Source organism: Bifidobacterium adolescentis ATCC 15703, from assembly GCF_000010425.1.
Taxonomy (GTDB): domain Bacteria; phylum Actinomycetota; class Actinomycetes; order Actinomycetales; family Bifidobacteriaceae; genus Bifidobacterium; species Bifidobacterium adolescentis.
In genome coordinates this window covers 1,364,063-1,385,120 of sequence record NC_008618.1, presented here as the reverse complement: position 1 = coordinate 1,385,120, position 21,058 = coordinate 1,364,063, and the positions used below count along the sequence as shown (strand labels likewise).

The following is a 21,058-nucleotide window of genomic DNA, read 5'->3' as shown; positions in this document are numbered from 1 at the left end:
AACCGTGAGAGGTGCCATTGAGCCAAGACAACGATATCGAGCAGAGCATGACCGCAGGCGACGTCACGGGCGTGCTCGCTGACCAATCCGACGTGCTGCTTGATACCAACGGCGGGGAACACCTTCGCGAAACCCACGACGAACAGTGGCAGGAACGCGAATCCCGCAACGCATTGAAGCATGTGGCGGGTCTGGGCGAGATCCAGGACGTCACCGAAGTCGAATACCGTAAAGTCAGGCTCGAACGCGTCGTGCTCGTAGGCGTATGGTCCAGCCGCGAGACCACGCAGGCCGCGGCCGAGGAATCGCTCCGAGAACTCGCCGCGCTCGCCGAAACCGCGGGCGCCGTGGTGTGCGACGGCCTGCTGCAGCACCGCATCAAGCCGGACGCGGCCACATACGTGGGTTCCGGCAAGGCGCGCGAACTGGCTGGCATCGTGGCGCAGGACGAGGCGGACACCATCGTCGTCGACGATGACCTGCCGCCGAGCCAACGACGCGCATTGGAAGACGCCACCAAAGTGAAGGTGGTCGACCGCACCGCCGTCATCCTCGACATCTTCGCACAGCATGCGACGTCGCGCGAAGGCAAGGCGCAGGTCGAGCTGGCACAGCTCGAATACATGCTGCCGCGACTGCGCGGCTGGGGCGGGTCGCTGTCGCGTCAGGCGGGCGGCCGTGCGGCAGGCGACGCCGGCATCGGCTCCCGTGGTCCGGGCGAGACGAAAATCGAAATGGACCGTCGCGTGATCCGCAGCAGAATCGCCAAACTACGCCGGCAGATCGCACAGATGGCGCCCGCCCGTGACGTCAAACGTGGCGCGCGCCGTCGCTTCGGCCTGCCGACCGTCGCCGTGGTCGGCTATACGAACGCCGGCAAATCGTCGTTGACCAACCGGCTGACCGGTTCCGCGGAACTGGTGGAGAACGCGCTATTCGCCACTTTGGACACCGCCGTACGCCGTGCGAAAGCCAAGGACGGGCGACTGTACGCGTATGTGGACACCGTCGGTTTCGTGCGCCGCCTGCCCACGCAGCTGATTGAGGCGTTCAAATCCACGTTGGAGGAGGTCGCCGACGCGGATTTGATCGTGCACGTGGTCGATGGATCGCATCCTGATCCGTTCTCACAGATCGACGCGGTCAATGACGTGCTTTCCGACATTGATGGTGTGGAAACGATTCCCACGATTGTGGCATTCAACAAGGCCGATCGTATGGATGAGGCCGCGCGTGAGCGGGTCGAGGCGTTGATGCCGGACGCGTATATTGTCTCCGCGTTCTCGGGAGAAGGTGTCGAGGCGCTGCGCGAGAAGGTGGAATCGATGCTGCCGACGCCAAACGTGCATGTCGAGGCGTTGCTGCCGTACGCCGCCGGCTCGCTCATGTCCCGTGTGCGCGAGTACGGCAGGGTGGTCAACGTCGAATACCGCGACGACGGCATGATGCTCGAAGCGGAGGTCGACGACCAGCTGGCCGCGCAGATCGTGGAGCAGGCCATCGACTGAGCTTCCGTGCAAGCCGTTCCCGATGACGTTTGCCGGAGCGGCCGTGCAAACGCTGCAACGGATTGCAACAGCTGCATTTCAACGGGTGCAGTGTATGTGAGCGCTCACAAAAGCTGTGACGAAAATCACTTTTCAGTGGTTGCAAATCATGCGGATTCACGGCGAAACGTCATGCTGTATGGATAAAGTAGGGTTGAAATCGAAAGAAAATACCCTGCCACAACGCGGGACGTTCTTCTTGCTCAAAAGAGAGGTAAAGCACATGGTGGATTCACCAATCAAGCCCACAAAGCTCGCTATCATCGGTGCCGGCGCAGTCGGCTCTACTCTCGCTTTCGCTGCTGCTCAGCGTGGCGTCGCACGTGAGATCGTGCTCGAAGACATCGCCAAGGAACGCGTCGAGGCCGAAGTGCTCGACATGCAGCACGGCTCCAGCTTCTATCCGACCGTGACCATCGACGGCTCCGACGATCCGGAGATCTGCCGTGACGCCGACATGATCGTCATCACCGCAGGCCCGCGCCAGAAGCCGGGCCAGTCCCGCCTCGAGCTGGTCGGTGCCACCATCAACATCCTCAAGGCCATCATTCCGGGCCTCGTGAAGGTCGCTCCGAACGCCATCTACATGCTCATCACCAACCCGGTCGACATCGCCACCCACGTGGCCCAGAAGATCTCCGGCCTGCCGGCCAACCAGGTCTTCGGCTCCGGCACCAACCTCGACTCCGCCCGTCTGCGCTTCCTGATCGCGCAGCAGACCGGCGTCAACGTCAAGAACGTGCACGCCTACATCGCCGGCGAACACGGCGATTCCGAAGTCCCGCTGTGGGCCTCCGCCACCATCGGCGGCGTCCCGATGTGCGACTGGACCCCGCTGCCGGGCCACGATCCGCTGGACGCCGAAGTGCGTGAGCAGATCCACCAGGAAGTCAAGAACGCTGCCTACAAGATCATCAACGGCAAGGGCGCTACCAACTACGCCATCGGCATGTCCGGCGTGGACATCATCGAAGCCGTCATGCGCGACTCCAACCGCATCCTGCCGGTCAGCTCCATGCTGCACGACTTCCACGGCATCTCCGACGTGTGCATGTCCGTGCCGACCCTGCTTAACCGTTCCGGCGTCAATACCGCCATCAACACCCCGGTGTCCGACCGTGAGCTCGCGGCCCTGAAGCGTTCCGCGGAGACGCTGAAGGAAACCGCCGCCCAGTTCGGTTTTTAATTGACGGTTTGACTTTATTGACAGGGGAGCGGTGAGCCGCTAGGCTGTCAGCAGAACTTGGAAACCCCAGCCTTCGGGCTGGGGTTTCCTGCGTTTTGAGACGAATGAAAATGGTATTGAGAAGCGGTTTCAATAGCCGCGGATCGAACCAAAGACGACGAAAGGAAACCCATCATGGCACACAACCATGCGGGTGTGGACGCCACGACCGCCGCAAGCGGGGCCGAACACCAGAAAAGACTCATGATGTCATTGGGGCTGACTTCCACGGTGTTCATCGCCGAAGTGGTCAGCGCCATCGTCACCGGATCGCTGGCGCTGCTGGTCGACGCCGGCCACATGCTCACCGACATGTCGGTGCTGATCGCCTCCACCGTCACCGCGGTGCTCATGCAACGCAAACCCAGCAACAAACGCACCTGGGGATGGGCGCGACTCGAAGTGCTCACCGCCGCGGTCGGCGCGCTCGTGCTCCTGATCGTCGGCATCTACGCGCTCGTCGAAGCCGGCATGAGGCTGTTCGGCGGAGCCGCCGACGAAGTGCATGACGTGCGGTTGCTGCTGTTCATGGGCATACTCGGCCTTGCCGCCAACGTCGGTTCGATCTTCATCCTCGCGGGGCAAAGCGAGGACAACATGAACATGAAAGCCGCGTTCCTCGAAGTCATGAACGACGCATTGGGGTCCGTGGCCGTGATCGTTTCAGCCATCGTGCTGATCTCAACGGGCTGGGCCGGCTTCGATGCCGTCGCGGGCGGCATCATCGCATTGATGATGATCCCCCGGGCGTTCGTGCTGCTGCGCAACGCCGTGCGCGTGCTGCTGGAGGAAACCCCACAGGAACTCGATCTGGACGAGGTGCGCGAACATCTTGAGCAGGTGCCGCACGTGGTGGCCGTGCACGACCTGCACGCCAGCACCGTCTCTACCGGCATGCCCGTCGTCATGGCCCATGTGGTAGTGGAGCGCGGGCTGACCATGGATGATGCCGCCGACGTCCTCTCCCAATTGCAGAACTGCCTGCGTGAGCACTTCCCCGTATCCGTGCCGCACACCACCTTCCAGCTTGAACCTGAAGGATACGATTCGGACAGCCGCAAGGAACTGCATTTCTGAACCGTGCTCCCGAACTTCAAGAATGCGACGACATTTTGAAATGCCCTCGCGTTCATTCTTGATGGATTCGCAAGGTGAATGCACAACCGCGCGGTATGGCAAAGGGTATGGCAAAGGGCGTCGGACATGCCTCAAAATGGTATGTTCGACGCCCTTTGCCGTTTAACGTGTGAAAGCAATCAGATCTTGCGCAGCACGGTGACGACCTTGCCCATGATCTCGGCATGCGTGCCGTCGATGGGGGAGTAGGCCGGATTGTGCGGAATCAGCCAGACATGGCCGTGATCCTTGCGGAACGTCTTGACCGTGGCCTCGTCATCCAGCAATGCGGCGACGATATCGCCATTCTCCGCGCTGTTCTGCTCGCGGACCACCACGAAATCACCATCGCAAATGGCGGCGTCGATCATGGAATCACCGTGCACTTCAAGCATGAACAGATTGCCGGTGCCGGTAAGCCGTTCGGGAAGCCTCATCACATCATCGACATGCTGCTCGGCCGTGATCGGCACGCCGGCGGCGATGCGCCCGACCAGTGGAACGTCATGCGAGGCCATGATGGAGCCGCATGCATCGTCCTGACTGGGGAACGGGATGACCTGGGCGACTTTTCCATTCGGCTCCTCGTCATTGAGGTTCACCACTTCGATGGCCCTCCCCTTGTTCGCGTTCATGCGGATGAAGCCTTTTTCGTCAAGAACCTGAAGCTGGTGTTTGACGGATGACGGGCTTTTAAGCCCTGCGGCCTCACCAATCTCACGGAACGAAGGAGCGAATCCCTGCTTGGCCAAATGCGTTTTGATGGCGTCAAGCACCTTGCGCTGGCGGTCGGTCAACGTGCTTTCATCCGGACGCTCGTCGCTCTTCTTGGGCGTGAAGGGGATGGTGCTCACGATGGGCTCCTTTCGTAGTTCCTTAGAAGCATAACGCGAAACGCCGATAAAATCAAACATCTGTTCGAGGTGTGTTTGCGTTTATCGAACATATGTGCCATACTTGGAACAAGCGTTCGATAGAACAGCTGTTCGAAAAGGAGTGGCGTGGTGAACGGTGCGGCGAATATCGGAAATGTGGCAAATCGAATCGCCATGGCGATCATGGCGGCCGGTTTTGCCTGGTGTCTTTTTGGATTCATCGCGCCCGGAAGTGCGCAGTCCGCGCCGGATTCCACCGCTGTCGTCGTGTATACGGTGCAACCCGGCGACACCTTGTGGAGGTATGCGGCGAGCATCACTCCGGAGGGTGGCAATGTCGGAGATACGGTGGATGAACTGATGCGGCTGAACAACCTTGATACGGTGTCTTTGCATGCGGGGCAGCGCCTCATTGTTCCCCATGAGGCGTAGGGGCCGCCAAGCGTGGCTTATTTCAAGGGCTCAGTCTATTCTGGACAACATGCATTGCCCGTTTTGCCAGAATCCAGACACCAAGGTGGTCGATACCCGTATTAGCGACGATGGTCACTCCATCCGTCGCAGGCGCGAATGCCCGAAATGCTCCAAGCGATTCACCACATTGGAGACGACCATGCTATTGGTTGTGAAGCGTTCCGGAAACGTCGAGCAATTCGACCGCAATAAGGTGATTTCCGGCGTGCGCAAGGCATGCCAGGGCCGTCCCATCAACGAGGACGATCTGAAGATGCTGGGGCAGAAGGTCGAGGAGGATCTTCGTTCACGAGGATTGGCCCAAGTCAAATCTGATGAGGTCGGCAAGGCGATTCTCAAGCCGCTGCGTGACTTGGACATGGTGGCGTACATGCGCTTCGCCAGCGTCTACCAGAATTTCGAGAATCTGGAGGACTTCCAAAGGGCCATCGACGAGCTGAAGGGCGCAAGTTCCGAATGATGGCGTGAGACGGGTGCCGCATCTGTAAGCAAATACAGCATATATAATGCGGGCGGGGTTCCAATCCTGATGGTTGGAACCCCGCCCGCATTATCGTAACGTTTCGTATTGCGTGCTCAGCTGATCACGCGCATGCGGATCGTACCCTCGATGGAGGCGAGCTGGTCGAGAGCCCTCTGGTCCGGGCGCTGCGCCACATCGGTGACCACATAGCCGATCTCGCCTTCCGTGCCCAAGGCCTGGGCGGCGATGTTGATGCCGTCCTCGCCCAGCACACGGTTGACGCGTGCCAGCACACCCGGAAGATTCGCATGCAGGTGGGCGATGCGGAAATTCGACTTGATGTCGGACAGGGTGATCTGCGGCAGATTCACCGACAACATGGTGGAACCCTTGAACCAATAATCCTCAAGACGCTGGGAGACGAACTGTCCGATGGACTTCTGCGCCTCAAGCGTGGAGCCGCCGATATGCGGGGTGAGGATCATGTTGTCCTCGTCCGCAAGGTCGGTCAGGAACTCGTCGCCGGTCTTCTTCGGTTCGATTGGGAACACGTCCACCGCCGCGCCGGACAGATGGCCGGAATCCAGATGCTTCTTCAACGCATCCAAATCCGCCACGAAACCACGGGACAGGTTGATGAAGATGGCATCCTGCTTCATATGCTCGAACTGGTCTTCGCCGAAGAATCCCGTGTTCGACTTGCGTCCATCCACATGAAGCGTGACCACATCGGACTGTTCCAGCAATTCGTTGAGCGTGTCGCAACGGTGGGCGTTGCCCATGGCGAGCTTCTCTTCAATGTCGTAGAACAGCACGCGCATGCCAAGCGCCTCGGCGACGACGGAAAGCTGGGAGCCGATGTTGCCGTAGCCGATGATGCCGAGCGTCTTGCCTCGGACCTCATGGGAGCCGGAGGCGGACTTATCCCACATGCCGTGCTTCATATGATGGGTGTGCGCGGGAATGCGGCGCATCAGGCAGATGATGTCGCCGATCACCAGCTCCACCACGGAACGGGTATTCGAATACGGCGCGTTGAAGACGGCGATGCCGTTCTTGCCCGCGTATTCGAGATCCACCTGGTTGGTGCCAATGCAGAAGCAGCCGACCGCGGTGAGCGTCGGACGCGCGTCGATGACCTTGCGGGTCACACTGGTCTTGGAACGGATGCCGAGCAGGTCGACACCTTCCAACGCATCAATCAGCTCGTCCTCGCTCAGGGCTCCCTTGAGGCACTCGACCTCGAAGCCATGGTCGCGCAGCGACTGCGCCGCGTCGGGATGGATGTTTTCAAGTAACAATGCTTTAGGCATGGTTCCTACCATATAGCTTGAGCAGCTTTTCGTCGTCTTTTGTCCGCAGTATAAGCAGACGCTGCGTGGGCCTCGTCATGGCGACATACAAATCGGAGGCCGCTACGATACGCGACGGCGCGTTCTCCTCGATTCGTCCGGGCTGGACCACCATCACGGCATCATACTCCAGACCCTTCACGGTCTGTGTGGAACATACGGTGACCTGCTCGTCCCAGGAACTCTGGGCATCGAGCCTGTCGAATTCCTTCGGGTCGAGCTCATCCTGAAGTTGTGCGTATACGCGTGCGCGCAACGGCTTGAGCATATCGTCCGGCGCGATGATCGCCACACGACCGGTACCGTCGGAGGAAACGTAGGCGCGCACCAACTCGACGGTCTGCTGCGCGACGGCGTCGCCGATCAGGCTATCGTCACGCAAGGTGAGACGCTTGACTGAATCCGGGACGCCACGCACGGCGTTCACCGTGGAGATGTACAGGCCTTCGGACGAGGCGAAATCGCTGGCGAGCTGCGACACCTCCTTCGGATTGCGGTAGTTGATCGTCAACTCGTTGAGCTGCCAGTTGCGTTCGCCGAACAGCGGGTCCATCATGCGACGCCAGGACCGGGTACCGCCCAACGCGGAGGTCTGCGCCACGTCGCCCACAATCGTGAACGAGCGCGACGGACAACGACGGATCAGCATGCGCCAATCCATCGCGGTCAGCTCCTGCGCCTCATCCACCACGATATGGCCATACGTCCACTCGCGGTCGGCCGCGGCGCGCTGCGCGGTTAATTCGGCGTCCATACCATTGATATTGTCCACCAGCATCTGCGAAGTGACGATGCCGGAACCGATACCGGCCTGCGCCAGCGTGTCCTTGGCGAACTGCTCTTCCTCGGCGCGCTTGGCATCCAACGCCTTCTGCCTGGCCACGGCCTTCGGATCCGGTCCAAGCAATTCCATGGCCTCATCCAGCAGAGGTACGTCGCTGACGGTGAAGGGCGAGCCCTTCGGACGCGTCAGCGTCTCGATGTCACGCTCTTCGAGCCAGGGGGCGAAACGGCGCAATTGCTGCGGTTTCGCGAACAGCTGGTCGACCAACCATTCGCCGGTCATCGGCAGCCATGCGAGGTTCAGCGTCTTGCGCAAATCGTCGTTCATACGCAACTGCTGCATCACATCGTTAAGCTCGGCCTGCTCCGGCTCGTAGTCAAGCCGTTCGACGTACCGGTTGCGCATGGCCGACAGCATGTCGCGCACGAAGGTCTCGCGCGCCTTGTTATGCGGCTGCCGCGTGCGCTTGGCATCGGCGATGGCCTGCTCGATATCCGCACGTACCATCGGCACGTTGAAACCGTTGATGCGGATGACCGGCAGATGCGAAGGCACGCGTTCACGAGCCGCCACGGCATTGGCGATCGCCTTGGCCATACGGCGTTCACCCTTGAGCTTGGCCGCATACGGGTCGTCATGCGCGGTGGCGATGATGCCGGGAATCAGATCCGCGATGGTACGGCTGACCACACCTGTCTCACCCAGCGAGGGGAGCACCTGGTCGATGTAATGCAGGAACGTCGAGCTGGGGCCGACCACCAGCACTCCGGAACGCTGCAACGCGCGACGATGCGTATACAACAGGTAGGCCGCGCGATGCAACGCGACCGCGGTCTTGCCGGTTCCCGGACCGCCCTGCACCACCACCGCCTGGTTGAGGTCCGCACGGATGATACGGTCCTGCTCGCCCTGGATGGTGGCCACGATATCGGTCATCTTGCCGGTGCGTTTGGCGTTAAGCGACGCAAGCAGAGCACCCTCGCCGGTCAATGTGCCATTGGAGGACGCCTCGCCGACCTGATCGGAATGCACGTCGAGCACCTCATCCTCGACGCCGACCACTTCCCTGAAACTCAACGTGATATGCCGGCGCATGACGATGTCGCCATGATTCGAAGGCGTCGCCTCATAGAACGGGCGTGCCGCGTCGGCGCGCCAGTCGGTGAGAATCGGCTCATGATCCTCATCGGACAGGCCGATACGCCCAATGTAGCGATGCGCGCCATGCACGTCGTCGAGCCTGCCGAAAACCAGACGATCCTCCACCGCACGAAGCTGGGTGAGACGGTCCTCGTACATGGTGGCGAAGGAATCGCGTTCGGTGCGTTGCGTGGGCGAACCGTGCGATCCTGCGGCCCGGACCGTGTCGAGACGCGACCGAGCCTGCGCCCTCAACGCGTCCAGACGATCATATGCGCGGCTGACGGCCTGTTGCTCCTCACGCAACTGGGCGGAATAACTCGACATTGCTGTCCCTTCATCAAAAACTTAAGGCACTCTAATGTACCCCAAGGCTTCTACGAGCGGCGATTGGCCGCGGCGAATCGCGATGGGCTGACAACGCCGGAACTGTACGGTGCGGACGCGCAATCTCAAATATGGGGAGAAATCGACAATATTTTGAGGCATTTTTGCTTTTTCGTGGGGAAAAATGGTGAGCGGTGGGGTAGAGTGGGGAAAGTGTCTCGGATTGGTGGGCCGAGTGTGGGCAAAAAGGAGGTGCGGTAATGGTCCATGACATTGGAGCAGAACCCGTCTCCGACGATGACCCGGCTCAATCCGGCGGCATGATGGCGGGCTTGCCGCCATTGCTGCTGGGCACCTACACTCCGAAAATCGACGCCAAAGGACGTATGGCATTGCCTGCGAAGTTCCGCAGCCAACTGGGCTCCGGCATGGTGATGGCAAGAGGCCAGGAACGATGCGTCTACCTGCTGCCGCAATCGGAATTCAGACGGATCGCGGTGCAGATCCAACGCACGTCCATGGGAAACAAGGCGGCACGCGACTACCTGCGTGTGTTCCTTTCCGGCGCGGTCGACCAGGAACCAGACAAGCAGGGACGCGTGCTTGTGCCGCAGATGCTCCGCGATTACGCGAATCTGGGCAGCGACATTGTGGTGATCGGCGTGGGAACCCGGGCCGAGATTTGGAACAGACAGGCATGGGAGGATTACTTGGCCGACAAGGAACAAGGATATTCCGACATTGCCGATGACGTATTGCCGGCGATGGAGTTCTAATGACAGACGTGACGACGATTCATCAGCCGGTGCTGCTCCGCGATTGCGTGGACTTGGTGGCACCGGCATTGGCGAAGCCCGGCTCGATCGCGGTGGATTGCACCCTCGGCCTCGCCGGGCATTCCACAGCGTTCCTCAAAGCAAGCCCCAACGCCCGCCTGATCGGCATCGACCGGGACACCGAGGCGCTCGCGCTCGCCACGAAACGCATGGAAATGGAAGGCCTTGCCGACCGTTTCACGCCCGTGCACGCGGCATTCGACGACTTCTCCCAAGTGCTTTCCGACCAAGGCGTCGACAAGGTCAACGCGGTGTTCATGGACCTCGGATTGTCCAGCCTGCAGATCGATGAGACGGAACGTGGCTTCTCCTATTCCCATGACGCGCCGCTCGACATGCGTATGGACGTGACGCAGCCCCTGACCGCGGAGCAGGTGCTCGCCGAATATTCGTTCGCCGATTTGGTGCGTATCTTCCGCGCATACGGCGAGGAGCGGTTCTCCAAGCAGATCGCACGGGAAATCGTACGCCGGCGTGAAACCGAGCCGCTGACCACGTCGGGCCAGCTCAATCGTTTGGTGGACGAGGTCGTGCCGCAGGCCCACCGTCCCGCCGGCAACCCCGCGAAACGCGTCTTCCAGGCGCTGCGCATCGAAGTCAACGGCGAACTGGACAAGCTTGCCGGCACGCTGCCGCAAATCGCCAACCACCTTGCCGTGGGAGGACGTCTGGTGGTGGAGTCGTACCACTCGTTGGAAGACAAAACCGTCAAAGCCTTCATGAACCAAGGGCTTAAGGTCGACGCTCCGGCGGATATGCCCGTGGTGCCGCCCGACATGATGCCGTTCTTCAAGGAACTGACCCGCGGCGCCATCAAGGCGGACGCGGAGGAAATCGCCAACAATCCACGATCGGCGTCCGTCAGATTGCGCGCGGTGGAATTGACCAGACCGATTCCCGCACGATGGCGCAAACGGTTCGACCAAGGCGCGGATTACGCAAGCATGACCAGACAAGGAAGAAGGGACTGAAGTGGCGGCACCAAGAACGATCGCTTCGAATGCGGCTCCGGCCGGCCGCAAAAGCCAGACCGAGACCATCGGCACCACGCGTCCCGAACTGCACGTCATCAAAGGGACCAGAGTCGAAGGCAACGGCATCCGTCACGGCTTCGAACAACTCATCACATGGACGCGGACCCGCAGCACGCCGCTGCTGCACCTGGTCATCGCCGCGGTGTTCCTTGGCGTATGCCTGCTGGGCTCGCTGATGCTGCGCACCCAAATGGTGCAGAATTCCTTCGAGGCGAGCCAAATCGAAACGCATATCACCCAGCTGACCCAGGACGTCGAGGACGATCAGGCCAAGCTCGACGAACTTGACGCCTCATTGCCGAGCAAGGCCGAAGAGATGGGCATGGTCCCGCAGAAAGGCGCATTGACCATCGATCTGAACGGCTATCAGGCAAACGCAAGTGGAGACAAGACCCGGTGAACCCTATCCGCAGGATCTACACGTTCTTCCACAAGAACCTGTTGACGAAAACCATGGCCATCGGCGTCGTTCTGGCGCTGATGGGCACCACCTGCCTTATCCAACTTGCCAATATTCAACTGGTCAACGGCAAAGGCATGGCGCAGGCCGCGGCGCAAAGCCGTACCACCACCGTGACGTTGAAGGCTCGACGCGGCAAGATCATGGATACCAATGGCGCGATTCTCGCGCAAAGCGTCGAACGCTACACCATCATCGGCAACCCCGAACAGGCGCAGGCGTTCATACCGACCACCTGCACCAAACAGACCGGCAGCAACTGCCACCAGATCAACGGCAAGCCGGTCGGCGTGACGGGAGCCGCAGCCGTGGCTCGTCTGCTGGCCCCCGTATTGGGCATGGACGCCACGGAACTGGGCGCCAAACTGTCGATCAGCGGGCAATACGTGGTATTGAAGAAGGACGTGACGCCTGCGGTCAAGCGTAAAATCTCCAAGCTGAACCTCGGCGGCATCGTCTACGCGGAATTAAGCAACGAACGTCTGTACTCCAACGGCACTTTGATGGGCTCGCTATTGGGTGGTGTCGACGCCGACGGCAAGGGCGTGGCCGGCATCGAGCAGATGGAAAACAAGACATTGACGGGCCGTGACGGCTACCAGGTGTACCAACAGGGCAACAGCGGCGTCGAAATCCCCGGAACCATGACCGAATCTAAAGACGCGGTCAACGGATCCGACGTCACCCTCACCATCGACCGGGATGTGCAATGGTACACCGAGAAAGTGCTGAGCGACAGCGAAAACAAATACCATTCCGCTTGGGGCATCGCCATGGTCCAGGACGTGCAGTCGGGCGACATCCTCGCTTTGGCGGACAGCGATACGACCGAGGCCGGAAGCGACCAGGCGAAGATGGGCGCCTCCCGGGCGGTGAGCGAGACCTTCGAACCTGGCTCCATCGGCAAGGTGCTGGCCATGTCGGGCATGCTGCAACTGGGATTGCACAAGATCGATGACAAATTCACGGTACCGAACACGGTGACCGTGGAAGGACAGACCTATAAGGACGCGGTGGACCATGGCAACGAACATTGGACGCTCGCCGGCATCCTCGAACAGTCGTCGAACGTTGGCATGGTCATTGCCGGAGACAAGATGACCAACGAGCAGCGGTACAACTTCATCAGCAAATTCGGTATCGGACAGGCCACAGGACTGAACCTGCCAGGCGAATCCGAAGGCGTGCTGCACCCCTCGGATAGCTGGGACAGGCGAACCCGCAACACCGTGCTGTTCGGTCAAGGGTACACGGTGAACGTCATGCAGCTGACCAACGCGATTTCGGTGATAGCCAACAAGGGCGTCAAAAAGCCGCAACGCATCATCAAGTCCATCACCGACACCGCGGGGCATGTCGAAGAGCAGCAGTCCAAGGGCGAGGCGACACGCGTCATCGACGAATCCGTGGCGAGCCAGATGCTCAACGCCATGGAATCGTCCGCTGAACACTACAACACTTTCGTGAAGGTCGACGGCTATCGTATGGCGGCGAAATCAGGCACAGCAGAAGTCGCCGGAGCGAACGGCCAACTGACCTCGATCATCAGCGATTACTCGACGATCATTCCCGCGGATAATCCACGCTTCGTCATCACCGTGGTGCTCAAAGACCCCCAAGGCAGCTTCGGCGGTTTGACGGCGGGTCCTGTCACCGCGGAGATTGGTGAATTCCTTATGCAGAAGTATGAAGTGCCGGCGTCTTCACCTCGCACGGATGCTATTCCGGTGAATTGGTGAGCGAATACGTATTCAGACACGGAGGGGCGGAAAGGTGAGCGCGGTCAGCGAATCCATGAACAGACGAATGACTTTAGGGCTGCTTGCCAGCCGATACGGTTTCGATCTTGATCCGACGTCGGCGGCTGAAGTGACGATCACTTCCATCGCGGATGATGTCGAATCGGTGCGTCCCGGCGCACTGTTCGTCCCGTCCGCCGATGTGGACGTGCACCAGTTGTCGCAGGCTCAGGAGCAGGGAGCATATGGCGCGATCGTGCCCCATGCGCTGCGCGGTCAAACCGACGACATCCAGATTCCGCTCATCTACGCCGAACCCACCATGGGACAGCTCGGCAAACTGGTGAGCGACATGGCCGGCAATCCGTCCGACGCATTGGCCGTGTTCGCCATCACGGGGAAGAACAGGGAGATCGTGGAATCCGAAGTGAGGAACCTCGCGGATTTCCTGCACATGCTGGGCAACCCCGTCGGCGTGATCAGCTCGTCCGATTCACAGTCATTGGAACGCTTCCTCAATCTGGAATATCCTCTGTCGGCCATCGATGTGCAACGTACCATGGCGGTGTGCGCCGAAGACGGCGCAGCCGCTGTGATCCTCGCGTTGGATGAAGAGACCCTGCGTGAGGACGCGTTGCAATCGGTCAGCGTCGATGTGCTTGCCTGCGATGACAATGGTTTGAGCGATGCCGAGGTTGCGAAACTCGTCGCAAAATTCGGATGCGCGGTCGGCAAACAGACCCGCATCGCGGGACGAACCCAGGAATCCGACCTGCTTGCGGCGCAGGCCGCGACGGCATACGGCCAGACGGACAGCCGTTCGCTGTCCCTGTCCATCGCCATGGTGCTGGCCGCCGGCGTGAGGAAAGCCAACATCAAAAGCGCGTTACGCGTCTCGCGTGACCTGAACTAAACGTGGAACGAAACATTCTCCACGTCAAACACAAACCCAACCATTAGAGGAGTAACGACAGTGAGCAGCCCGACCATGATGCCGATGAGCCTGACGGAGATCGCGCAGGCGGTTGATGGACGGTTGATGCCGACGACCGTGCCGACCGACGAACCGGTGGCCATCAGCGCCTTCACGGATTCGCGCCAGATCGTGCCGGGATCCGTTTTCGTGGCGATTGCCGGCGAACGCGTCGACGGTCATGATTTCGTGCCGAAGGTCGGCGCGCAGGGGGCTGTGGCCGCACTGGTCGACCACGAAATCGCGGGCGCGCAGGTGCCGCAGATCGTCGTAGAAAACACCGTCAAGGCGTTGGGAGCGCTCGCCAAGCATAATATCGAGCGTCGGCGCGCGCTGGAATCGCCGTTCACCGTCATCGGCATCACCGGTTCTGTCGGCAAAACCACCACCAAGGATCTGCTCAAATCGCTGCTGTCCAAAATGGGCGACACCGTCGCTCCGGTCGGATCGTTCAACAATGAGATCGGCCTGCCGCTGACGTCGCTCAAGGTGAACGCCGGCACGCGTTTCCTGGTGGCGGAAATGGGCGCCAATCACGTGGGCGAAATCGCCAACCTCACCTCCCTGGTTCCGCCGGACATCGCCGTGGTGCTCAAGGTGGGCGTGGCGCATCTGGGAGAATTCGGCTCTGCGGAACGCATCGCCCAAGCCAAATCGGAAATCGTACGCGGACTGGTGCCGGGCGGCCTGACCATCCTCAACGCCAACGACGAACATGTGGCCGCGATGAGCGCCATCGCTCCGGCCGATGTGCTGTGGTTCGGCCTGCCGCAGAAAGAAGACGCGCAACTGGACACGACCGCGCTCGACGTGCGCTGCGACGATCTCGACCATCCGTCATTCGTACTGGAAGACAAGACAGGCCGGCACGCCAACGTCACGCTCGGCATCTGCGGACAGCACAACGTCATGAACGCGCTTGCCGCAGCCACGGTGGCGATGACGTTGGGCATGCCGATTGACGCTGTGGCCTCCGGCCTGTCCGACGTGACGAGCATCAGCCCGCATCGCATGGCGGTGTCCACCGTCACCAAGCCCGAAACGTCGTTCACACTGATCGACGATTCGTTCAACGCCAACCCCGATTCCATGAAGGCCGGACTCGATGGCCTGTCGCGCTGGCATGCCGGCGCCGAGCAGCAGCCGTTCAGAATAGCGGTTCTCGGAGCCATGCTGGAGCTCGGACCGGATGAGCATCGCCTGCATGAGGACGTCGGCAGATACGCCGTCGAGGGCGGTGCGGACGCGCTTGTGACGGTCGGCAGTACTTCCGACGAGGCGTTGGACGCGCTTGCCGAGGCCATGGCGCAGGGCGGCAAGGCGGTTGCCGCCGACCCGACGATGGTGCAATGGGCGCATGATGCCGAACAGGCCGACCGAATGGTCACCCGGCTTGCGACCGACCATGAGGGTACAGTGGTGTTGCTGAAAGGATCCCACGCGTCCGGATTGAGCGCTCTGGCGGAGCGTTGGACGCAAAACTGACGGAATCGGCGTCGTGCCGATCATAGCTGACTGAAACGGAGAAGATCAGGTGATTTCACTCATCATCGGCATTATGGTGTCGCTCGTCGTGACGATTGTGGGCACTCCGCTGCTGATTAAGTTGGTGCACAAACTCAACTACGGACAGTACATCCGTCAGGATGGCCCGAAGTCGCATCTCGTCAAGCGCGGCACGCCGACGCTTGGCGGCGTGGTCATCAACCTCGCGGTGGTGCTCGGCTGGTGCTCCTCGGCACTGTATCGGTTCCTCACCAGGGGAGAGGTGCCGTCGTGGTCCGCGGTGTTGGTGCTGTTCGCCATGCTGTCGATGGGATTCTTGGGATTCATCGACGATTTCGCGAAGGTCCGCAAGAAGCAGAGCGAGGGACTGACCGTCAAGGGCAAGTTCATCGGACAGTTCATCCTCGCCACCATATACGCGGTGCTGGCGCTGATTCTGCCGACCAAATCCGGCTTCCCCAGCGCCCAGGCCGGCATGAGCTTCATCGAAAAGCCGTTCTTCAGCTTTGAATTCGCCGGTCGTGTCGTGGCCATCGTGCTGTTCGTGATCTGGGTGAATTTCCTGATGACCGCATGGACCAACGCCATCAATCTGACCGACGGTCTTGACGGCTTGGCCGCCGGCTCCTCGATGATCGCCTTCATCGGCTATGCGATCATCGCGTTCTGGGAGTTCTACCACCTCAAGGGTTCGGACCATCCAGGCTTCACCTATGCGGTGTCCGATCCTCTTGACCTGACCATCATCGCGGCGTGCGCGGCCGTAGCCTGCTTCGGCTTCCTGTGGTACAACTCCAATCCGGCCTCCATCTTCATGGGAGACACCGGCTCCTTGGCGCTTGGTGGTCTGTTCGCAGCCATGTCCATCGCCACGCACACCGAATTCCTGGCGATCATCCTTGGCGGTCTGTTCGTCATCGAGACCATGAGCGACATCATCCAGGTCGGCTACTTCAAGATGACCCACAAGCGCGTTTTCAAGATGGCCCCGATCCATCATCATTTCGAATTGAAGGGCTGGCCGGAAGTGAAGGTCGTGGTCCGGTTCTGGATGATCGAGATGCTGTTCGTGCTGATCGCCTTGGTGCTGTTCTACGGCGATTGGGTGGCCCGTTCCGGCCTGTGACACGATTGCGGGCGCGGCTTTACGCCCGCAATATAAGTGTGCTATCACGGCAAATGACGTTTCCGATTGGAGGGTGATGGATATGAATATGGATGGCAAGACCGTAATCGTGGCTGGTCTCGGTGTCTCCGGGCAAAGCATGATGGAAGTGCTGGGCTCCCGTGCCGGCAGAGTGCTGGGCGTGGATGAGAAGAAGCCGGACGCCGACCTGCATTCCTTCGACCAAATCGATTGGGACAATACCGACATGGTGATGACCTCGCCGGTCTTCAACCCGCGCACGCCATTCATCCTTGAGGCGCAGAAACGCAACATACCGGTCATGAGCGAAGTCGAACTGGCCTGGCAGCTGCGCGTGAACAGCAACACCACCGGCAAGCCGGCGCAGTGGATCGGCATCACCGGCACCAACGGCAAGACCTCGACCACGGAAATGACCTCCGAAATGCTGACCGCATGCGGCCTGGCCGCTCCCGCCGTCGGCAACATCGGCAAAGCCGTGTCGCATGCCGCCGTCGACCCCGCGAACGACGTGCTCTGCGTCGAACTGAGCTCGTTCCAGCTGCATTTCACCTATTCTCTGGAACTCGACTGCGCGGCGATCACCAACATCGCCGACGACCATCTCGATTGGCATGGCGGCATCGAGAACTATGCCGCCGACAAGGCGAAGGTGTTCCACAACGTCAAGAAGGCGCTGGTCTACAACGCCGACGACGAACGCGTCACCAAACTGGCGTTCGCGGCCCAGACCGCGCCGGAATGCCGCCGGATCGGCTTCACGTTGGCCGAGCCGAAGGACGGGCAGATCGGTGTGAAAGATGGCTGGATCGTCGACATGTCCGGCATTGCCGGCGGAGAAGCGGGAAAGCCGTTCCAAGTGGCGAAGGTCACCGATTTCACGCATCTGACCGAGCCGGATGGCACGGTCTACCCGCATCTGCTCGCCGACGCCCTGACCGCGTTGGCGCTGGTGTTGGGTCTCGGAGCAGACAAAGACAAGGCGTTGGCCGCGCTCAAGCAGTTCACGCCGGGCGGCCACCGCATCCAGACCGTCGCCGTCGCCAAAACGTCCGACGGTGGCACCATCCGTTTCGTGGATGACTCCAAAGCCACCAACGCGCATGCGGCCAAGGCGTCGCTTAACAGCTTCGCGGACAAGTCCGTGGTGTGGATCGCCGGCGGACTTGCCAAAGGAAGCCGTTTCGAACAGCTCGTCGCCGACCAGGCGCGCACCATCAAGGCGGCCATCATCATCGGCAAGGACCAGCAGCCAATGCTGGACGCGTTCAAGGCAAGCGCTCCCGACATTCCCATGTCCATCATCGATCCCACGGACAACGACACCGTCATGGCCCGCGCCATCGATGCTGCCGGCACTTACGCGCAATCCGGCGATGTGGTGCTCATGGCTCCGGCCTGCGCGTCCATGGACCAGTTCAAGTCGTACGCCGATCGCGGAAACCAGTTCGCGCAGCAGGCTCAGCGTTGGGTGAATGAGCATGGGGAAGCCTGAGGCCAGCCGTAGCATCACGTCTTCCGCAAGCCGCCCGAACATGACGGACGGCGCCGCGGCACAGACACGAGAACCGTTGAAGAACGGCGGAACGCGTAATCTCGCCAACCCGTTATGGTGCTTCCACGGATTCCGCCTATGCGTGATCATCCTCACGATCTTCGGCGTGATCATGGTGTTCTCCAGCTCTTCGGTGAACATGATCGCCAACGGGCAGTCGCCATGGGCGCAGGCGCTGAAACAGGGCATGTACTGCGTGTTCGGCCTGGTCATAGCATTCATCACGATGATGCTGCCGGCCAGCTTCTACCGAAAGATCAGCTTCTGGTTCCTGCTTGGCGCCATGGTCATGCAGGCCGCCACACTGACGCCATTGGGCGTCGAAGTCAACGGCAACAAAGGATGGATCGGCATTCCGGGCGTGTTCACCATGCAGCCCGCGGAAATCGTCAAGCTGGCGTTATGCATCTGGATGCCGAACGAGCTGATCAACGCGCGCAAGCAGGTGAAGAAGGTCGGCGCGCCCCGCGCGTACTCCAAGCTTATTCTCGGCTATCTGTGCGCGTTCTGCCTGGTCATGTCCGGCAAGGATCTTGGTACGGGCTTGATTATTCTCGCAATTGGCGGCATTGCATTGCTGCTTGGCGGATTCCCCGGCAAATGGCTTGCCGGAGCCGCGCTGCTTGGCATATGCGGTATCGTCGGATTCATTCTGACCAGCCCCAACCGACTCGGCCGCATCATGGCGGCCTACCGGACCTGCTCTCCGTCCGACCTGCAGGGCGTGTGCTATCAGGCGGTCCACGGCAAATACGCGATCGCATCCGGCGGCTTGTTGGGCGTCGGCATCGGCAATTCCGGCGAGAAATGGGGCTATCTTCCCGAAGCGCACAACGATTTCATCTTCGCCATCATCGGCGAGGAAACCGGATTCGTCGGAGCAGCCATGGTGATTCTGCTGTTCATCGTCATGACGTGGTGCATGCTGATGGTGGCCGTGCAGGTCCGCGACCGGTACATCACCATGGCGTTGGTGTGCATCGCGGTATGGATCGTCGGCCAGGCGTTTGTCAACATCGGCGTCGTCGTCAGCCTGCTGCCGGTCATGGGCGTGCCGATGCCGTTCGTATCAGCAGGCGGATCGTCTCTTATCATGTGTCTGGGGGCCGCCGGCGTGGCCATCAGCCTGATGAAGGAGCAGCCGCAGGTCAAAGCCGAGAACCGCATACTGTAATCGGTTCCCGTCATGCGAGTTGCGAAGCAAGCAAAAGAAACGTAGACGAAATGTAAGTATCTGCATCGGCGGCGGTATGCCGCGTGGCCTGCCGCCGCATGGTGGGCTAAGCTCGTGGATTATGAGCAATCAGAAGCATATCGTTCTTGCCGGTGGCGGCACGGCAGGCCACGTCAATCCTCTGCTCGCCGTGGCGCATGTGATTCGCGAGCTTGAACCGGAAGCGGATATCGCGGTGGTGGGCACCGCCGTCGGTCTGGAGCGTGATTTGGTTCCGCAGGCCGGTTTCGAACTGGAAACCATCGAAAAAGTGCCGTTCCCGCGCAGGCCCAACAAGGCTGCGCTGCAGTTTCCAGCCAAATGGAAGGCCGAGAAGGCCAAAGTACGTGACATCCTCACCCGGCATCAGGCCCAAGTGGTCGTCGGTTTCGGCGGATACACGTCCGCACCCGTATACGCGGCCGCGCACAGCATGGGCATTCCGATTGCGATTCACGAACAGAACGCACGCGCAGGCATGGCCAACAAGCTGGGCGCGCGTTGGGCGTCCATGATCGGTGCCGCATACGCCCAGCCAGGACTGAAACCACGCAGGGGCGTCGAAGTCGAACGCGTGGGCCTGCCGCTTCGTCCGGCAATCGCACGATTGGCGTCCGATCTGGAACATGACCGTACCGCCACTCGTAAAGCCGCCGCGGCGCAGCTTGGCGTCGATCCGGACCGTCCGCTCGTGGTCATCACCGGCGGATCCTTGGGCGCGGTGAACGTGAACAGGGCTGTGGCCGCTTCCGCCAAGGATCTGCTTGCGCACGCCCAGGTGATTCATCTGACCGGTAAGGGCAAAGACGACGAAGTGCGTTCCTTGGTGTCGGTAAGCGCCGGAGAGGACGTGCTCGGCGAGCTTGGCCCCGACCACGTTTCGGATGGCGACTACCGTGTGGCTCCCTATCTGGAACGCATCGATCTGGCGTTCGCCTGCGCCGATCTGATCATCTGCCGTTCCGGAGCCGGCACGGTCAGCGAGCTGACGGCTTTGGGACTGCCGGCGATTTACGTGCCTCTGCCGATCGGCAATGGCGAGCAGCGTTTCAACGCGCAGCCCGTGGTCGACGCGGAAGGGGGCTTGATGGTGGCGGATGGCGATTTCACCCCGGATTGGGTCCGTGGCCATGTGCCGGAACTGCTCGCCGATCCGGACAAGCTGTCCCGATACGGTGCCAACGCGTGGAAATACGGCATCCGCGACGCCGCCGAAGTCATGGCGAAGCGCGTGCTCGCGCTAATCGATCAGCCAGCTGATTAACCGGCCGAACAATCATGACCGCACCCCG

General features: G+C 60.7%; 18 protein-coding genes. 15 read left to right on the top strand and 3 right to left on the bottom strand.

The window, feature by feature from the left end; translation table 11 throughout:
- The first annotated feature begins 47 nt into the window (after positions 1–47).
- From hflX to BAD_RS05915, 3 genes are all read left to right on the top strand, one after another.
- Positions 48–1,508: a GTPase HflX gene (gene hflX, locus BAD_RS05925; RefSeq protein WP_113736380.1), complete on the top strand. Its 1,461-nt coding sequence runs from the start codon at positions 48–50 to the stop codon at positions 1,506–1,508.
- 262 nt (positions 1,509–1,770) lie between these two features.
- The gene (locus BAD_RS05920; protein WP_003810784.1) at positions 1,771–2,733 is read left to right on the top strand and encodes an L-lactate dehydrogenase; all 963 of its coding nucleotides are present in this window, start codon (positions 1,771–1,773) and stop codon (positions 2,731–2,733) included.
- Positions 2,734–2,907: 174 nt separating this feature from the next.
- Positions 2,908–3,849: a cation diffusion facilitator family transporter gene (locus BAD_RS05915; RefSeq protein ID WP_011743455.1), complete on the top strand. Its 942-nt coding sequence runs from the start codon at positions 2,908–2,910 to the stop codon at positions 3,847–3,849.
- A gap of 179 nt (positions 3,850–4,028) precedes the next feature.
- On the opposite strand, the gene lexA is transcribed toward BAD_RS05915, so the two are convergent.
- Positions 4,029–4,802, bottom strand: a complete 774-nt coding sequence (gene lexA, locus BAD_RS05910; protein ID WP_003810781.1) for a transcriptional repressor LexA — start codon at positions 4,800–4,802, stop codon at positions 4,029–4,031.
- Between the two features lie 87 nt (positions 4,803–4,889).
- Here lexA and BAD_RS05905 point away from each other — a divergent pair, with 87 nt between their 5' ends.
- A complete protein-coding gene (locus tag BAD_RS05905) occupies positions 4,890–5,195 on the top strand; it encodes a LysM peptidoglycan-binding domain-containing protein (protein ID WP_011743454.1) in 306 nt (101 codons plus the stop codon).
- 49 nt (positions 5,196–5,244) lie between these two features.
- Positions 5,245–5,697 carry a transcriptional regulator NrdR gene (nrdR, locus tag BAD_RS05900; protein ID WP_021913880.1) on the top strand — a complete coding sequence of 151 codons (453 nt, stop codon included), beginning with the start codon at positions 5,245–5,247 and terminating at the stop codon, positions 5,695–5,697.
- Between the two features lie 116 nt (positions 5,698–5,813).
- Here nrdR and serA read toward each other — a convergent pair whose 3' ends face one another.
- Both serA and BAD_RS05890 read right to left on the bottom strand, forming a co-directional pair.
- Complete coding sequence (serA, locus tag BAD_RS05895) at positions 5,814–7,013, bottom strand: phosphoglycerate dehydrogenase (RefSeq protein WP_003810774.1); 1,200 nt, start codon at positions 7,011–7,013, stop codon at positions 5,814–5,816.
- Positions 7,006–9,303 carry a HelD family protein gene (locus tag BAD_RS05890; protein WP_011743451.1) on the bottom strand — a complete coding sequence of 766 codons (2,298 nt, stop codon included), beginning with the start codon at positions 9,301–9,303 and terminating at the stop codon, positions 7,006–7,008. Before BAD_RS05890 ends, serA begins: the two co-directional genes overlap by 8 nt.
- A gap of 320 nt (positions 9,304–9,623) precedes the next feature.
- Between BAD_RS05890 and mraZ the strand changes: the two genes are divergently transcribed.
- From mraZ to BAD_RS05840, 10 genes are all read left to right on the top strand, one after another.
- On the top strand, positions 9,624–10,079 hold the full coding sequence (gene mraZ / locus BAD_RS05885) for a division/cell wall cluster transcriptional repressor MraZ (RefSeq protein ID WP_229086408.1): 456 nt from the start codon (positions 9,624–9,626) through the stop codon (positions 10,077–10,079).
- A complete protein-coding gene (gene rsmH / locus BAD_RS05880) occupies positions 10,079–11,110 on the top strand; it encodes a 16S rRNA (cytosine(1402)-N(4))-methyltransferase RsmH (RefSeq protein ID WP_011743449.1) in 1,032 nt (343 codons plus the stop codon). Before mraZ ends, rsmH begins: the two co-directional genes overlap by 1 nt.
- 1 nt (position 11,111) lies before the next feature.
- Positions 11,112–11,573 (top strand): hypothetical protein, encoded by a 462-nt coding sequence (locus BAD_RS05875; RefSeq protein ID WP_003810762.1) that lies wholly within the window; start codon positions 11,112–11,114, stop codon positions 11,571–11,573.
- Entirely contained in the window at positions 11,570–13,372 is a 1,803-nt protein-coding gene (locus BAD_RS05870; RefSeq protein WP_011743448.1) for a peptidoglycan D,D-transpeptidase FtsI family protein, read from the top strand. Before BAD_RS05875 ends, BAD_RS05870 begins: the two co-directional genes overlap by 4 nt.
- Positions 13,373–13,406: 34 nt before the next feature.
- Positions 13,407–14,285, top strand: a complete 879-nt coding sequence (locus tag BAD_RS05865) for a hypothetical protein (protein ID WP_033499725.1) — start codon at positions 13,407–13,409, stop codon at positions 14,283–14,285.
- A 75-nt stretch (positions 14,286–14,360) separates the two neighbouring features.
- Positions 14,361–15,830, top strand: coding sequence for a UDP-N-acetylmuramoyl-tripeptide--D-alanyl-D-alanine ligase (murF, locus tag BAD_RS05860; protein ID WP_011743446.1), 1,470 nt, complete (start codon positions 14,361–14,363; stop codon positions 15,828–15,830).
- Between the two features lie 49 nt (positions 15,831–15,879).
- The gene (gene mraY, locus BAD_RS05855) at positions 15,880–16,977 is read left to right on the top strand and encodes a phospho-N-acetylmuramoyl-pentapeptide-transferase (RefSeq protein ID WP_003810755.1); all 1,098 of its coding nucleotides are present in this window, start codon (positions 15,880–15,882) and stop codon (positions 16,975–16,977) included.
- 76 nt (positions 16,978–17,053) lie between these two features.
- The gene (gene murD, locus BAD_RS05850; protein WP_011743445.1) at positions 17,054–18,493 is read left to right on the top strand and encodes a UDP-N-acetylmuramoyl-L-alanine--D-glutamate ligase; all 1,440 of its coding nucleotides are present in this window, start codon (positions 17,054–17,056) and stop codon (positions 18,491–18,493) included.
- Positions 18,474–19,727 (top strand): peptidoglycan glycosyltransferase FtsW, encoded by a 1,254-nt coding sequence (locus BAD_RS05845; protein WP_003810751.1) that lies wholly within the window; start codon positions 18,474–18,476, stop codon positions 19,725–19,727. Before murD ends, BAD_RS05845 begins: the two co-directional genes overlap by 20 nt.
- Positions 19,728–19,848: 121 nt before the next feature.
- Complete coding sequence (locus BAD_RS05840) at positions 19,849–21,030, top strand: UDP-N-acetylglucosamine--N-acetylmuramyl-(pentapeptide) pyrophosphoryl-undecaprenol N-acetylglucosamine transferase (RefSeq protein WP_011743443.1); 1,182 nt, start codon at positions 19,849–19,851, stop codon at positions 21,028–21,030.
- Positions 21,031–21,058 lie beyond the last annotated feature (28 nt).